This is a genomic window from Microbacterium zouquanmingi (assembly GCF_052266695.1).
Taxonomy (GTDB): Bacteria; Actinomycetota; Actinomycetes; order Actinomycetales; family Microbacteriaceae; genus Microbacterium.
Window position 1 is genome coordinate 179,449 of record NZ_JBQPQZ010000001.1, and the last position, 14,860, is coordinate 194,308.

Annotated in this window: 11 protein-coding genes; 5 read left to right on the top strand and 6 right to left on the bottom strand. The window is 66.6% G+C overall.

The window, feature by feature from the left end:
- The first annotated feature begins 14 nt into the window (after window positions 1–14).
- On the top strand, window positions 15–1,922 hold the full coding sequence (locus ACTU6U_RS00895) for an ABC transporter ATP-binding protein (RefSeq protein WP_443467276.1): 1,908 nt from the start codon (window positions 15–17) through the stop codon (window positions 1,920–1,922).
- A 219-nt stretch (window positions 1,923–2,141) separates the two neighbouring features.
- Here ACTU6U_RS00895 and ACTU6U_RS00900 read toward each other — a convergent pair whose 3' ends face one another.
- Window positions 2,142–4,004, bottom strand: coding sequence for a phosphoenolpyruvate carboxykinase (GTP) (locus ACTU6U_RS00900; protein WP_443467277.1), 1,863 nt, complete (start codon window positions 4,002–4,004; stop codon window positions 2,142–2,144).
- Between the two features lie 116 nt (window positions 4,005–4,120).
- Here ACTU6U_RS00900 and ACTU6U_RS00905 point away from each other — a divergent pair, with 116 nt between their 5' ends.
- Entirely contained in the window at window positions 4,121–5,563 is a 1,443-nt protein-coding gene (locus tag ACTU6U_RS00905) for a helix-turn-helix domain-containing protein (protein ID WP_443467278.1), read from the top strand.
- Between the two features lie 106 nt (window positions 5,564–5,669).
- Here the strand turns inward: ACTU6U_RS00905 and ACTU6U_RS00910 are convergent, their stop codons facing one another.
- Both ACTU6U_RS00910 and ACTU6U_RS00915 read right to left on the bottom strand, forming a co-directional pair.
- Complete coding sequence (locus ACTU6U_RS00910; RefSeq protein WP_443467279.1) at window positions 5,670–6,737, bottom strand: winged helix DNA-binding domain-containing protein; 1,068 nt, start codon at window positions 6,735–6,737, stop codon at window positions 5,670–5,672.
- Window positions 6,738–6,801: 64 nt separating this feature from the next.
- Window positions 6,802–8,244, bottom strand: a complete 1,443-nt coding sequence (locus tag ACTU6U_RS00915) for a glyceraldehyde-3-phosphate dehydrogenase (protein WP_443467280.1) — start codon at window positions 8,242–8,244, stop codon at window positions 6,802–6,804.
- A 128-nt stretch (window positions 8,245–8,372) separates the two neighbouring features.
- Here ACTU6U_RS00915 and ACTU6U_RS00920 point away from each other — a divergent pair, with 128 nt between their 5' ends.
- Window positions 8,373–9,023 (top strand): HAD-IA family hydrolase, encoded by a 651-nt coding sequence (locus ACTU6U_RS00920; protein ID WP_443467281.1) that lies wholly within the window; start codon window positions 8,373–8,375, stop codon window positions 9,021–9,023.
- Between the two features lie 10 nt (window positions 9,024–9,033).
- Here ACTU6U_RS00920 and murQ read toward each other — a convergent pair whose 3' ends face one another.
- Both murQ and ACTU6U_RS00930 read right to left on the bottom strand, forming a co-directional pair.
- Window positions 9,034–9,987, bottom strand: a complete 954-nt coding sequence (gene murQ, locus ACTU6U_RS00925; protein ID WP_443467282.1) for an N-acetylmuramic acid 6-phosphate etherase — start codon at window positions 9,985–9,987, stop codon at window positions 9,034–9,036.
- Window positions 9,977–10,873 carry an N-acetylglucosamine kinase gene (locus ACTU6U_RS00930; RefSeq protein WP_443467283.1) on the bottom strand — a complete coding sequence of 299 codons (897 nt, stop codon included), beginning with the start codon at window positions 10,871–10,873 and terminating at the stop codon, window positions 9,977–9,979. Before ACTU6U_RS00930 ends, murQ begins: the two co-directional genes overlap by 11 nt.
- A 137-nt stretch (window positions 10,874–11,010) precedes the next feature.
- Between ACTU6U_RS00930 and ACTU6U_RS00935 the strand changes: the two genes are divergently transcribed.
- A complete protein-coding gene (locus tag ACTU6U_RS00935) occupies window positions 11,011–11,868 on the top strand; it encodes a MurR/RpiR family transcriptional regulator (RefSeq protein ID WP_443467284.1) in 858 nt (285 codons plus the stop codon).
- A gap of 34 nt (window positions 11,869–11,902) precedes the next feature.
- Here ACTU6U_RS00935 and ACTU6U_RS00940 read toward each other — a convergent pair whose 3' ends face one another.
- Window positions 11,903–12,997, bottom strand: coding sequence for a DUF998 domain-containing protein (locus ACTU6U_RS00940; protein ID WP_443467285.1), 1,095 nt, complete (start codon window positions 12,995–12,997; stop codon window positions 11,903–11,905).
- Between the two features lie 201 nt (window positions 12,998–13,198).
- Here ACTU6U_RS00940 and ACTU6U_RS00945 point away from each other — a divergent pair, with 201 nt between their 5' ends.
- The gene (locus ACTU6U_RS00945; protein WP_443467286.1) at window positions 13,199–14,851 is read left to right on the top strand and encodes a thiamine pyrophosphate-binding protein; all 1,653 of its coding nucleotides are present in this window, start codon (window positions 13,199–13,201) and stop codon (window positions 14,849–14,851) included.
- The last annotated feature ends 9 nt before the right edge of the window (window positions 14,852–14,860 follow it).

Consider the following 14,860-nt stretch of genomic DNA (forward strand, 5'->3'; position numbering starts at 1 on the left):
GATCGAGGTCTCGCATGTCTCGTACGGCGCCCACCCGCCGACGCGGACGCGGCGCGCAGCAGGACGGCCCGCGCGCCACATTCCGTCAGCTTCTCCCCTTCCTCTTCGAGCACAAGCGCACGCTGATCGTCGTCGCGGTGCTCAGCGTCATCGGCGCCGCCACCTCACTCGTGCAGCCGCTGCTGGTCGGACAGGTGATCAGCGCGGTGCAGACCAATCAGACCCTGGGCATGCTCGTGTGGGCGCTCGTCGGGTTCGTGGTGATCTCCTCCGTCATCTCGGGATACCAGCACTACCTGCTGCAGCGCACGGGAACGGCCGTCGTGCATTCCAGCCGCCGCCAGCTCATCGCCCGCATCCTGCACCTGCCGATCCGCGAGTTCGACGCCCGCCGCACCGGTGACCTCGTCTCGCGCGTCGGCACCGACACGACACTGCTGTACGCCGTGCTCACCCAAGGACTGGCGGATGCCGTCGGCAGCACGGTCCTCTTCGTCGGCGCACTGATCGCGATGCTCATCATCGACCCCATCCTGCTGCTGATCATCGTCGTGGTCGTGGGCGTCTCACTCACCGTCGTCGTGGTCCTCGGCGGACGCATCCGCACGGCATCATCCGCTCAGCAGGTGAAGGTCGGCGAGCTGGCATCTGCCGTCGAACGCGCTGTCGGCTCTATCCGCACCGTTCGGGCCTCGGGCGCGACCGAACGCGAGTCAGAGGCGGTCTCAGGGCTCGCGAAGGATGCGTACGGCATCGGCGTGCGCATCGCCAAGGTCTCGGCGCTCGTGGTGCCGATCTCGGGCGTCGCCCTGCAGCTCTCGCTGCTCGCCGTGCTCGGAGTCGGCGGCTTCCGCGTCGCCGCGGGGGCACTCACCGTGGCATCCCTCATCACATTCGTCATGTTCCTGTTCATGCTGCTCATGCCGCTCGCGACGACCTTCGGCGCGATCACCTCGGTGAACCAGGCGCTCGGAGCGCTCGGTCGCATCCAAGAGGTCTTGGACCTCCCGACCGAGGATCAGGACGACGCAGCGATCGCGGCATCTGTGAGCGACACTTCGACAGGGTCAGTGAGCGCGAACGGTGCGGCACCCGCGCTGTCGTTCCATGACGTGCGCTTCCGCTACCCCGACGCCGTCATCGCCGCCCGCGAGGCCGCGACGAAGGAAGCGCGCACGCTTCTGGTCGACGCGCATCTGGAGCGCACAGAAGAGGCGTTGGATGCTGAAGCACCCACCGGCCACGACGTGCTCCGCGGCGTCTCATTCGACGTGCCACGCGGTGCACGAGTCGCGCTGGTCGGACCCAGTGGTGCGGGCAAGAGCACGATCCTGTCTCTCGTAGAGCGCTTCTACGACCCGACCGGTGGTTCCATTCGCCTGGACGGACACGACATCCGCACCTATCCGCGCGCCGAGCTGCGCGCCCGCTTCGGCTACGTCGAGCAGGATGCCCCCACACTCGCCGGAACGCTCGCCGACAACCTGCGTCTTGCCTCGCCCGACGCGACGGATGCCCACTGCGAGCGGGTACTGCGCGCCGTGAACCTCGGCGATGTGCTCGAGCGCGGGCCTCTGGGCCTTCAGACGCCGGTGGGAGAAGACGGCGTCATGCTCTCTGGCGGTGAGCGCCAGCGCCTCGCGATCGCCCGCGCACTGCTGACCGAGGCTCCGATCCTGCTGCTCGACGAATCGACTTCGTCCCTTGACGGGGTGAACGAGCAGCGCATGCGCGAGGCCATCGATGCCGTGTCTGCCGACCGCACGCTCGTTGTGATCGCCCACCGGCTGTCGACGGTGGTCGACAGTGATCTGATCGTCGTGCTGCAGGACGGCGAGGTCGTCGGAAGCGGCACGCACACCGAGCTGGTCGAACAGGTTCCGCTGTACCGGGATCTCGCCCGGCATCAGCTGCTGGCGTAAGGCCCTCGACTCGCAGCATCCGGTCGGATCTCACGATTTACGGACTCTGTCCCGATCTGCAGACTGATTCCCCCGAAACGTCAGCAGAACGGGACAGGCCCGGATGATCGGGCGCGTGCGCCCGGCTATCTCGCGGCAGCAGGATGGCGGGACCACTCAGCCATGGGTCATCCCAGTCATCCCGCCGCCGCGGGTCTCAGTGAGACTGCAGATGCAGCCTCAAGCTTGTGCGAGGCGGTAGCGCAGCGAGGCGAGCTCGGTGCGCAGGGCCGCCGGAAGTGTGTCACCGAAGGTGTCGTAGAACGCCTCGGTCGAGTCGGCTTCGGCCGCCCAGGCCACCGGATCCACCTCGAAGAGCTCCTCGAGATCCTTCTCCGGCACATCCACGCCGTCGAGGTTGAGGTCCTCCGGACGGGGCAGGCGACCGATCGGGCTGTCAATTGCGGTGACCTCGCCGCTGATACGACGGATGATCCAGTCGATCACGCGGGAGTTGTCGCCGAATCCAGGCCACAGGAAGCGGCCGTCCGAACCGCGACGGAACCAGTTGACCTGGAAGATGCGCGGTGCGCGGTCGAAGCGCAGCGACCGGCCGACCTTCAGCCAATGCGCGAAGTAGTCGCCCATGTTGTAACCGCAGAACGGCAGCATCGCGAAGGGGTCGCGGCGCAGTTCGCCGACGGTTCCCTCAGCTGCGGCCGTGCGCTCCGAGGAGATGGTCGATCCGAGGAAGACGCCGTGCGTCCAGTCCGTGGCCTCGACGACGAGCGGTACGTTGCTCGCGCGGCGACCGCCGAACAGGATGACGTCGAGCGGGACTGCCTCTTCCCAGTCATCCGAGATCTGCGGACACTGCGCGGCAGCGACCGTGAAACGCGAGTTCGGGTGCGCAGCAGGGCGACCGGAGTCAGGCGTCCAGTCATTGCCCTCCCAATCGATGAGGTTCGCCGGCGGAGCGTCGGTCAGACCCTCCCACCAGACGTCGCCATCGGGGCGAAGCGCGACGTTCGTGAAGATCGTGTTGCCCCAGAGCGTCTCGATGGCGGTGACGTTGGTCGACTCGCCCGTGCCCGGTGCGACGCCGAAGAAACCGGCCTCGGGGTTGATGGCCCACATACGGCCGTCTTCACCCGGGCGGATCCAGGCGATGTCGTCGCCGAGAGTCTCGACCTTCCAGCCGGGGATGGTCGGGCGCAGCATCGCCAGGTTCGTCTTGCCGCATGCCGAGGGGAAGGCGGCAGCCACGTGGTAGGCCTTGCCCGCGGGATCGATGACGCGGATCAGGAGCATGTGCTCGGCGAGCCAGCCCTCGTCGCGGGCGATGACCGACGCGATCCGCAGCGCGAAGCACTTCTTGGCGAGGATGGCGTTTCCGCCGTAGCCAGAGCCGTAGGAGTAGACCTCGAGAGTGTCGGGGAAGTGCACGATGTACTTCTCGTCGCTGCACGGCCACTCGACGTCGTTCTCACCAGGAGCGAGCGGTGCGCCGACCGAGTGAACGGTCTTGACCCACGGCTTGCCCTCGGCGATCTGACGGGTGACCGCGTCTCCAACGCGGGTCATGATGCCGATGGATGCCACGGCGTAGGCGCTGTCAGTGATCTGGACGCCGATATGCGAGAGCGGACCGCCGATGGCACCCATCGAGAACGGCACGACGTACATCGTGCGGCCGCGCATGGAACCCTCGAAGATCTCGTCCATCTTCTTGTGCATCTCGGTGGGCTCAGCCCAGTTGTTCGTGGGGCCGGCGTCCTTCTCCTTCGCGGAAGCGATGAAGGTGCGCGCCTCTGTGCGAGCGACATCGCTCGGGTGAGAGCGGGCGAGGTACGACCCTGGGCGCCACTCGGGATTGAGCTTGATGATCTTGCCCTCATCGACGAGCCCGCGCAGAATCGCGTCGTTCTCGGCGGCGGAGCCGTCGACCCAGTGCACGGCGTCGGGCTGAGTGAGTTCGGCGATCTCGTCCACCCAGACCTGAAGCTCGGCCATGGCAGGCGTGTCATAGGTCGGAGCCGCTCCCAGGGTTCGCACTGCGGTAACCGCCGGAACGCGAGGGGTGAAGGTCTCAGCCATAGCCATGTCTACTCCTTGGTGATCGAAGAGATCGGTGTATGCATCCATTCTGCGCAACCTAAACGGGCACTTTCGGACGTTTCTGCTCTAAAGAAATGCGTTTCTTTCGCTATGATCAAGGAATGAGCAGCTCCGGCATCCATCTCACGACTCTCGGGCACCGCATCCGTCACCACCGCGTGGCTCAGGGCTTCACCCTCGACGAACTCGGCGCCCGGGTCGGCGTCGCAGGCTCACAGCTGAGCCTCATCGAGAACGGCAAGCGCGAACCCAAGCTCTCACTGCTGCAGGCCATCGCGCAGGCGACCGGCACCGAAGTCTCAGACCTCATCTCCGACGAACCGCCGAACCGGCGCGCGGCACTGGAGATCGAATTGGAGAAGGCGCAGGCAAGCCCGGTCTTCCGCCAGCTCGGCATCGACCCCGTGCGTGTGTCGAAGGGCATGCCAGACGAGACCATCGAGTCGGTCCTCGGCCTGCACCGTGAGCTGCAGCGCCGTGAGCGCGAGGCTATTGCGACTCCTGAAGAGGCCAGGCGCGCGAACACCGAGCTGCGTCTGCGCATGCGCGCGCAGAACAACTACATCAGCGATATCGAGAAGCTGGCAGAGAAGCAGCTCAAATCTGCCGGGCACGTCAGCGGCGCACTCACCCACCGCACCGTGATCATCATGGCCGAGAAGCTCGGCTTCGAGCTGATCTACGTGAACGATCTGCCGAAATCCACACGCTCGGTCACGGACCTCGAGAACAGCCGGATCTACTTGCCACCGGCATCCATTCCAGGTGGTCACGGCCTCCGCTCAATGTCGCTCCAGGCGATGGCGCACCGCCTTCTCGGCCACAAGCCGCCGACCGACTACGCCGACTTCCTGCAGCAGCGTCTCGAGATCAACTACTTCGCAGCGGCGTGCCTCATCCCTGAGACTGCTGGTGTAGCTTTCCTGCAGCAGGCGAAGAAGGACCGCAACCTCGCCGTCGAGGACTTCCGCGACGCATTCGGTGTCACGCACGAGGCCGCCGGGATGCGCATGACCAACCTCATGACCGAGCACCTCGGCATGAAGCTGCACTTCCTGCGCGTCGACCAGGCCGGTGCGATCACCCGCGTGTACGAGAACGACGACCTGCCACTGCCGATGGACGTGACCGGTGCAGTGGAGGGGCAGCCTGTGTGCCGCAAGTTCCAGGCGCGGGCTGCTTTCACGCAGCAGAACCGCACGACCGAGCGCCACCAGTACACGGACACTCCGTCGGGGACCTTCTGGTGCGCGACCCAGACCGGATCGGGCAGCGACGGCGAGTACTCGGTCACCGTGGGCGTGCCGTTCGACGACGCACGCTGGTGGCGCGGAAGGGAGACCGCCGATCGCGCCGTATCGACGTGCCCGGATGAGGCATGCTGCCGCCTGCCCTCCCCTGAGCTCGCCGGACACTGGGCGGGGCGCTCCTGGCCGAGCGCGCGCGTGCACACCCACATGTTCTCGCCGCTCCCCCGAGGCGCGTTCCCCGGTGTAGACGCCAGCGAGGTCTACTCGTTCCTCGACCGCCATGCGGCCGAGTAGGCCACTACCCGCTTGCGGCCCCGCACGGGCTGGATTTCGTCGCTCGAAAGCACTCCGCAGCGACGAAATCCATCTCGCGAGGCGGGGAAACGGTGAAAAGCCAGCATCAGCCGGTGATGAATGCGGCGTAGCGACCGAGCGCTGCCGCGACCTCCGCATCCGGCGCAACGCCGGTGGTGAGCAGTTCGGGCACAGGGTCGTCGGCGAGCCGGCCGACAGCGGTCGAATGCCGCCAGGTGCCGACAACGACGCCCTCAGCGAGGATGATCGGGCGCACCATGCCGTTCTTTCCCGGTCCGATGGCGGCGAGGTGTTCGGGTGGACAGGCGACCGTACGGTCCCGATACGAGATGTAGTACTCCTCGAAAGGGCCGAGGGCGAAGACGGATGCCGCGCGCGTCCGTAGCCGCGGACGCGTGCGCGCCAGGAACACGCCGTCGTCGATCTCATGGATGCGGTCATCGGGAACGGATGCCGCGGCCCGCGCCACCCCGAGCGTGACACCTGCCCACCAGGCAAAGTCCTCGGCAGTCGCAGGCCCGTGCCCGATGATGTAGCGAGCGAACATCTCGGCGGCAGGATCAGCGGGCGCGCCTGAGGTCTCGATGTGCTCCTCCGCGAGGACGAACAGCTGCTCGCGCGAGGCGCCGCCCTGGCGCGGCACGACGGGCCCCTGACAGATGATGCCGCGCAGGGCGAGGTTCTGGATCGAGTGCAGCCCGCGCTGACCTGTCGGGTCGATGCCCGCGGTCTCGAGCACGGTGAACAGCTCGGTCCGGGTCATCGCGTTGCCACCGCGCAGGGCGCGGGTCACCACGCGTTCGACCATGGCGAGCTCGTCGGCGCCGAGCCCCAGTTCCCGATAGCGCGGCGCGGCCATCCGCAGCTGGCGCGCGCCGGTCACACTCAGCACCCACGCCAGATCTTGGGCGGGGATGATGTGCAGCGTGCCGCGCTGCGTCCAGGCGCGGATGAGCGCGCCGCGGTTGAACAGTGCGTCCACCGCCCGCAGAGTCGACGCGCCAGTGGTCCGTGCGGCGAGCGCCCAGCGGCCCGCCCAGAATTCCTGCGCCTGCACGGCGAGCATGTGGTGCGCTGCATCCGCGACCGACCGTGCCGGTGCGATCAGCCGATGCGAGCGCAGGCGCTCCGCGCGCAGCATCCGGGGTTCCATCCCCCCATCCTGCCGGGTGCGAGCACTCCCGCACAGGGAACTACGCGCGGCGCGGGCGAGACCGTCAGACCTCCAGAGTCACCTCGCGGCGCGTCGGCAGCACGATCGGGTGCGAGCCCGCCATCACTTCGAGCACACGGATCACCTGGCACGAGTAGCCGTACTCGTTGTCGTACCAGACGTACAGCACGACATCACGGTCGTTCGCGATGGTTGCGAGCCCATCGACGATGCCGGCGCGATGAGAGCCGACGAAGTCCGTCGAGACCACTTCGGGCGACTCGACGTAATCGATCTGCTGGCGCAGCTTCGAGTGCAGTGAGACGCGGCGCAGGTAGTCGTTGAGCTGGTCCTTCTGCGCCGGGCGCTCCAGCGTCAGGTGGAGCACGGCGAGCGAGACATCAGGGGTGGGAACGCGAATCGCCGACCCGGTGAGCTTTCCCTCGAGCTCTGGCAGCGCCCGCGCCACAGCCTTCGCCGCGCCCGTTTCGGTGATGACCATGTTCAGCACTGCGGAGCGTCCGCGCCGGTCACCGGTGTGGAAGTTGTCGATGAGGTTCTGGTCATTCGTGAACGAGTGCACTGTCTCGACGTGTCCGCGCACGATGCCGTACGCCTCGTCCATGGCCTTCAGAACCGGCGTGATCGCGTTGGTCGTGCAGGATGCTGCCGACACGACGCGGTCGCCGTCCTCGATGGTCGCATCGTTGATTCCGTGCACGATGTTCTTCAGGCTCCCCTTGCCGGGGGCAGTCAGCAGAACTCGTGCTGCCCCCTTCGCCTCGAGGTGACGAGCAAGGCCCTCTTCATCGCGCCAGCGCCCGGTGTTGTCGACGATGATCGCGTGGCGAATACCGTAGCCGGTGTAGTCGATGGATGCCGGATCGTTCGAGTAGATCACCTGAATGCGCGTGCCGTTGGCGATGATCTGCTCGGCCTCTTCATCGACCGTCACGGAGCCTGCGAAGCGGCCGTGCACAGAGTCCCGCATCAGCAGCGAAGCGCGCTTGACGAGGTCGTTCTCCGAGCCGCGTCGCACGACGATCGCGCGCAGACGCAGTCCGCTGCCGCCGCTGTTGTGGGCGATGAGAATGCGGGCGAGCAGCCGTCCGATGCGGCCGAAGCCGTAGAGCACGACGTCGGTGGGATCTGCGGGTGTCGCGCCCATCGCCGGTGCGAGCACCTCGCGGAGGTACTCGTCCAGCGGTGCATCGGTCCGTCCCTCGACAAGACGTGCGACGTCGATCGAGGATGCTCCCGGGGCCAGTTCACGCAGACCTTCGAGCACCGCGAGGGTCTCTTCGAGTGCGAGCTCTTCATGCCCGAGCTGCGCCACGCGCTCGTGCAGTTCGATGATTCCCGTTGTCGACAGTCCGAGCAGCCGGTGCCCGTGCAACGAGGTCACGACCTCCCGATCACGGCGAAGTTCACCGACGAGGGGAACCATCTGTTCTGCGAGTTCTTCCTTGGCTTTCCAGTCATCACTGTGTGCCGCGAAGTCGTTCATCTGCGTCCTTGCATGTCTGAGCGCACCGAAGATCGTCCGGCGCGCAGGTTGCCGGGTAAAGCTTCGGGGGATGCCTCCAGGATACTGCGAAGCGCGAGGCCGTGATGCACCCCGGCTAGCCTGGATGCATGACCACCACTCTCTTTGCCCGTGCCGCGCTCCTGGACATGGATGGCACGCTCGTCGACTCGACGGCGGTTGTCGAGCGCCTGTGGTGGGAATGGGCAGCTCCCCACGGCCTCGACCAGGACACAGTGCTCCAGACCGTCCACGGCCGCCAGGGCTGGCAGAGCATGTCGATGCTGCTTCCCGACCGTGACCATGCGATCAATCTCGAAGAGAACCAGCAGATGCTCGCCCGCGAGAGCGCCGAGACCGACGGTGTCATCGAGATCCCCGGGGCCGCAGCGCTTCTGAGCGCGCTGCAGCGCGTGCCCCACGCGATCGTCACCTCAGCCGACATCGCGCTCATGAACGCCAGGATGAGTGCTGCAGGATTACAGATCCCCGCACTCGCGATCACAGCGGAGCGCGTCTCGAACAGCAAGCCCCACCCAGAGGGCTTCCTGCTCGCCGCATCCACTCTCGGCATCGCCGCTGCCGACTGCGTCGTCTTCGAAGACTCCGGCGCGGGCATTCGCGCAGGGATCGACGCCGGCATGACAGTCATCGGCGTCGGACCGCACGCACCGTCATTCGGTCCGGCGCATCACGTCGATGACCTCACGCAGATCGAGCTCGCCCCGAGCGATGGCGGGTTCGAGATTCGGATCAGCTGAGAAGTCGCCGTCAGGCGAGCCCGGCGATCGCCTCGCGCAGGATGCCGTCGGCGTCCGCCAGCGCAGCCTTCGCGCGCTCCGCGTCGGCACCGGTCACCAGCATGAGTACGGCGAGCTTCACCGAGCCATCCGCCGCGCGCAGCGCGGTCGATGATTCATCGATCTCGGCCCCCGAGAGCTGCGCGACAGTGCGAACCGATCGCGCGTGCAGCTTCTCGTTCGTCGCGATGAGATCAACCATCACGCCGCGATAGGTCTTGCCGAGCTTGATCATCGACAGCGTGGTCAGCATGTTGACGACGAGCTTCTGCGCGGTGCCCGATTTCAGCCGCGTCGAACCCGAGATGTACTCGGGACCGGTGACGACCTCGATCGCGATCTCAGCCGCTGCGCCGATCTCGGAATGCGCGTTCGACGAGATCGCCACTGTGAGCGCGCCGACGCTGCGTGCGTACTCGAGCCCGCCGGTGACGTAGGGCGTGCGCCCGGATGCCGAGATGCCCACGACCGTGTCGCGATCGGTGAGTTCGAGTTCGCGCAGCGCCTGCGGCGCAGCATCCGCATCGTCTTCGGCATTCTCGACGGCGTTGCGGATCGCCCTCTCGCCACCCGCGATCAGACCGACGACCATCGAGGGATCAGTCCCGAACGTCGGCGGACACTCACTCGCGTCGAGCACGCCGATGCGTCCGGCGGTTCCTGCGCCGATGTAGATGAGGCGACCACCGCGGCGGAAGCGTGCGGTGATGCCATCGACGGCCAGCGCGATGACGTCTGCGCGCTCCGCGACAGCGGCGGGCACGCGCCGGTCCTCTTGATTCATCTGATACACGAGCTCGACGGTGCCCTGCAGGTCGAGGTCGCCGCGCTCGGTCGTCACCGCCTCGGTGCTAAGCGTCGAGAGCACCTCGAGGAGCTCGGTCAGACGGGAGGAATCCGCTTCGGGGACAGTCTTATCGGGCACGGTGCACAAACCTTTCGTGGGGCATGTCGCTGCGGCGCACGAGAAGTGCGGCGCCATCTAGTGCGTCTCCGGCAGCTGGGGTGAGCGTGCGGCCGGAAATCGTCAGGGAGTTCTCGAGTTCGCTTCTGAACCAGGCGTGATCGGTCAGCCCGCCGTGGATCACGACGGCAGGGTCGGCGGATGCTGCGGTGGCGGATGCGGCGAGCAGCCGCACTGCCTCTCGAACGATCGCCTCGGCGACGGAGTCTCCGGCTTCCGCGGCATCCAGCACGAGCGGGGCGACGGTGGCGAGCTGCCTTGCGACGGGGATCTCACCGGCGAGCCAGGCGACGGCATCCGCGTGTGGTGCGATGTGCGCCTGCACGGCGACAGTGAGCACTGTCTGGTCTGCGAGCCCCGCGCGAGCACGCAGCGTCGCCCGAACGCCTTCACGGCCGATCCATGAGCCGCCGCCGAAGTCGCCGAGGTCGGGTCCCCAGCCATCGACCAGTCGCACACCTTCGGCATCGACGCCGAGGGCAGCGGCACCTGTGCCAGCGATCAGCAGCGTTCCCGGGTCTCCTTGCAGCGCCCCGACATGCGCGGTGACGACATCGGAGGCGACTGCCGCTGTGGCACCGGTAGCCCGCGCCAGCGCCCGTGCGAGTTCGAGCGCCGCGGATGATGCCGACCAGGCTCCGGCAGCTCCCACCCCGATCGCCTCTACCGCGCCCGCCTGTTCGAGAAGCGGAAGGATCGCGGCGAGCGCCGTGTCGACGCCATCGCTGGTGGCGAGCCCAGGGGAACCGGCATCGGCGAATGTCTCTCGCTCAGAGCCGCGAAGAACAGCGACTCGGCAACGAGACTTCCCAAGGTCGATGGCGGCGATCGTGAGCGGTATCGGCATCTCTCAACTCTCAGCTCAGCAGGCAGGACGGGAACAGTGAAAAGAGTCTACATGGAGCGTATGCTTGATGAAAAGAATTTACTCTTCGTTGAGGTTCCCGACGAGACATACTGTAATCCCACCCAGAAGGAGCGCGGATGAGCATCCAGTCCACGATCGAGGCCGCGGCGTCGACACTTCCGCCTTCACTTGCACGTATTGCGGCCGTGGTGCGGGAGACCCCCTCCACAGTGATCGATCTGACGATCAACGAACTCGCCGAGAAGTGCGATACGTCAGTGGCGTCCGTCGTGCGATTCTGCCGCGCGATCGGATTCAGTGGCTATGCTCCTCTGCGCATGGCGCTGGCCACAGAGCTCGGCAAGGAGTCCGCCCAGTTCCCCACGCGGGGAGCCCTCGGCTCAGAGATCTCCGACAGCGACACGCTCCCTGACGCAGTATCCAAACTCGCCACCCTCGAACTGCTCGCCATCGAAGAGACCGTCGGCAGCCTCGACTTCGGCGTGCTGGACGAGGCGATCACTGCGATTGATCAAGCGGAGCGCATCCTGCTCTTCGGGATCGGCGCCAGCCATTTCATCGCGGGCGACCTCGCCCACAAGCTGCTGCGCGTGGGGCGCAACGCTCACGCCATCACAGACCCGCACGAAGCCATCGCGGCGACCGCGCTGAAGAGCGGGCCGACCGTCGCGATCGGGTTCTCACACTCGGGGGCCACCGCCGAGACCGTGCGCTTCTTGCGCGCAGCGGGGCAGAGCGGTGCCACGACGATCGCGGTGACGTCGTCGAAGGAGACGCCGCTGGCTCGCGTCGCGGACCACGCGCTGTACACCGTCGTGCGCGAATCGACGTTCCGCGCTGGCGCGATGGTGAGCCGCATCGCGCAGCTCGCCCTGGTCGACTGCCTGTTCATCGGCGTCGCCAAGCGTCGCTACGCAGAGACGATGGACGCCCTCCAGCGCACGCGCGACGCAACACTCGCGCTGCGCGACTGACCGAGCAGCGCACCCTCGCCGAGGGCCGACCTCGTCAGAGCCGTACGACCTCTTCGTCTGCTGACGCGGTTTCTGCGGTCGCCCGCAGGAACACGATGATCCAGCTGAAGATGAGGATCGCGGCGATCAGCTCGACGGCGGTGAGGTTGTAGTAGCCCGTCGCGAAGAAGATCACCACGAGCACGATCACCGCAACATAGATGTATCCGAGTGCGACGAACACCTTAGAGACCGACGGCACCAGCCACGGCAGCGCGAGGACCACGAGGCCGAACGACACCACCATGCCGGTGGCCACGGTGTTGTGCACGAGGAAGAACTTGTCGACCGGGAAGATCCCCACGCACGTGAGGAAGATGCCCATGAGGATGAGACCGATGCGCACGACGTGGCGCCGGCGGATGGCCTTCTGGTCATCGACGGGCAGCTCCGAGGTCGCATAGCGCGCGATGATCGTCACGATGACGCCGGCGACGATCACGGTTCCGTTGAAGACCCACGACGAGGCATTGCTGGCCATGCCCAGTGCGGAGAGGTTGTCCTGCCACCAGTGCGCATCAGTGGCCGTGAGCATGCTGGCGAACGCGCCCACGACCAGGAAGATCGCCAGCACGAGCGAGAGTGTCATCGGCGTCAGCGATGCCGAGCTCAGGAAGCAGATGTACGCGGTCAGCGCAAAAGCGACGGCGACCAGGATCGCTCCGGGAAAGTCGAAGACCGGAGCGCCTGTGAAGCTGAGCTCGAGCAGCGACGCGACGCCCCACCACCCCAGGAATGCTGTCGATGCGTAGGCGAGCGCGATCGCTGCGATGTCGTACCAGCGCAGGCGATCATCGTGCATCTTCAGCCCGTCCGCACGGGTCTTCATGCCGATCTCGCGCGCCACGACGTATCTGCCCAGCAGCACGGACAGAACCGCGACCACTGCCCCGCCGATTGCGGCGTACGTACCGATCGAGCCCTCTCCCGTGATGGCGAGTTCGCGCCCCCAGAAGATGATGATCGCGATGAGGAAACCGAGCGCGAAGAACACCGCGCCGACGAGCAGAGCCGCACTCTCGAGAGTGATCACGCCCCTGCGCGAAGCGTGCTGCACCCGCTGCAGGAGTGATGAGGTTGAGGTTGTCATAGTCAGGCCGTCCCGGTGAGTCAAGGTACTTCCCAGCGTAGTGGGGGCCGCATGCTCAGCAGTGGTTTGGCGAACGACAGTAGAATCGAGTCGTCCGGCCGAGCCGGTGCTCGAAAAAAGGGCACGACGCCGACGTCGCAGCGATGCGATGCGCGAGACACATACGGAATCCTTCACCGATACCGTCTCGAAAGGCTTGCCATGCCCTCGGTTTCCGCACACGTCGCTCTCACCCTCGCTCAACACATCGATGCCGTCTTCGGCGTGATGGGCAACGGCAACGCCTACTTTCTCGATGCCTTGGAACGCGAGACCACGGCGGGATTCACCGCGGTGCGTCATGAGCAGGGCGCGGTCGTCGCGGCCGATGCCCACTATCGCGCCTCCGGCCGTGTCGCTGCGGGGACGGCGACCTACGGTGCAGGCTTCACGAACACGCTGACGGCCCTCGCGGAGGCGGTGCAGGCGCGCGTTCCGCTCGTTCTCGTCGTCGGCGATGAGCCGACCTCTGGCCCTCGCCCATGGGATGTGGATCAGATCGCACTGGCTTCGGCCGTCGGCGCCCGCACTTACACCGTCGGACATGCGGATGCCGCGGCGACAACCGTCATCGCCATCGAGCACGCACTCACCTACCGCGTGCCGGTCGTGCTCGCGATTCCCTACGACGTCGCCTCACGAGAAGCAGGGCCGGTCCCTGACGTTCCTTCCCCCCGCGTGCCTTCCGCCCCTGAACCAGAAGGCGAGTTCGCCGAAGGGATGCTGGATGAGATCGCTGCTGCGCTGCGCGATGCGAAGCGGCCGTTCCTGCTCGCGGGACGCGGCGCGTGGCTCTCCGGAGCAGGCGAGGCACTGGGGGCTCTGGCTGACGCGACCGGTGCGCTGACAGCATCCACCGCTCTCGGGCGAGGCGTGTTCCCCGCTGCAGAATTCGATCTGGGCGTCACCGGCGGATTCGGGGCAGACGGAGCGATGTCGCTGGTTCACGATGCCGACGTCGTGGTCGTCTTCGGTGCCTCGCTGAATCAGTTCACGATGCGCTTCGGCGAGCTGTTCGCCCCGGGAACCCGGGTGTTCCAAGTGGATGTCGCACCGGCCGCAACGCACGCCCACGTGGGCGGCTTCGTTCGAGGCGATGCCCGAGTGGTCGCGGAGGCCCTCGTCGCCCGGCTCAGTCGTACGAGCTTCTCCGGGCTGCCGTGGCGGGAGACAGTCGATGTGGCGGCGGCGCGCGCGTATGACGCCGGCGATGAACTCGCCCAGGACGGCCGCATCGACCCCCGCTCGGCTGCCCGTCGCATCGCCGAACTTCTGCCCGAGGACCGCATCGTCGTCTCGGACGGCGGACACTTCATCGGCTGGGCCAACATGTACTGGCCCGTCGCGGCCCCCGATCGCATGATGATGGTCGGCACCGCTTTCCAGGCGATCGGCCAGGGATGGCCGAGTGTCGTCGGCGCAGCGCGCGCGCGGCCTGAATCGACCATCGTCCTGACCACCGGAGACGGCGGCGGCCTGATGGCGATCGCCGATCTGGAGTCAGCCGTGCGCGCAGCGGGTGGACGTGGCTGCGCGGTGGTGTGGAACGATGCCGCGTACGGCGCCGAGGTTCACCTGTATGGACGAAAGGGTCTCGCCGAGGAGCCGATGCTGATTCCCGAGGTCGATTTCGCGGCATTCGCTGCCGCAGTCGGCGCCGAGGGGGTCGCCGTACGCACTCTCGATGATCTCGATCGTCTTGCGAGCTGGGTTGCGCAGCCGGCGGCCGAGCGCCCATTCCTGCTGCTCGACCTGCGCATCTCCCCCACGGTCATCGCGCCGTACCAGCAAGAGGTCATCCGCGTGAACTCCTGACGAGCCGTC

Bases quoted from the DNA above. Each gene is read 5' to 3' on its own strand.
- ACTU6U_RS00900 (WP_443467277.1), bottom strand. From the start codon at position 4,004: ATGGCTATGGCTGAGACCTTCACCCCTCGCGTTCCGGCGGTTACCGCA.
- ACTU6U_RS00895 (WP_443467276.1), top strand. From the start codon at position 15: ATGTCTCGTACGGCGCCCACCCGCCGACGCGGACGCGGCGCGCAGCAG.
- ACTU6U_RS00935 (WP_443467284.1), top strand. From the start codon at position 11,011: ATGAGCATCCAGTCCACGATCGAGGCCGCGGCGTCGACACTTCCGCCT.
- ACTU6U_RS00915 (WP_443467280.1), bottom strand. From the start codon at position 8,244: ATGAACGACTTCGCGGCACACAGTGATGACTGGAAAGCCAAGGAAGAA.
- ACTU6U_RS00930 (WP_443467283.1), bottom strand. From the start codon at position 10,873: ATGCCGATACCGCTCACGATCGCCGCCATCGACCTTGGGAAGTCTCGT.
- ACTU6U_RS00910 (WP_443467279.1), bottom strand. From the start codon at position 6,737: ATGGAACCCCGGATGCTGCGCGCGGAGCGCCTGCGCTCGCATCGGCTG.
- ACTU6U_RS00940 (WP_443467285.1), bottom strand. From the start codon at position 12,997: ATGACAACCTCAACCTCATCACTCCTGCAGCGGGTGCAGCACGCTTCG.
- ACTU6U_RS00945 (WP_443467286.1), top strand. From the start codon at position 13,199: ATGCCCTCGGTTTCCGCACACGTCGCTCTCACCCTCGCTCAACACATC.
- ACTU6U_RS00905 (WP_443467278.1), top strand. From the start codon at position 4,121: ATGAGCAGCTCCGGCATCCATCTCACGACTCTCGGGCACCGCATCCGT.
- ACTU6U_RS00920 (WP_443467281.1), top strand. From the start codon at position 8,373: ATGACCACCACTCTCTTTGCCCGTGCCGCGCTCCTGGACATGGATGGC.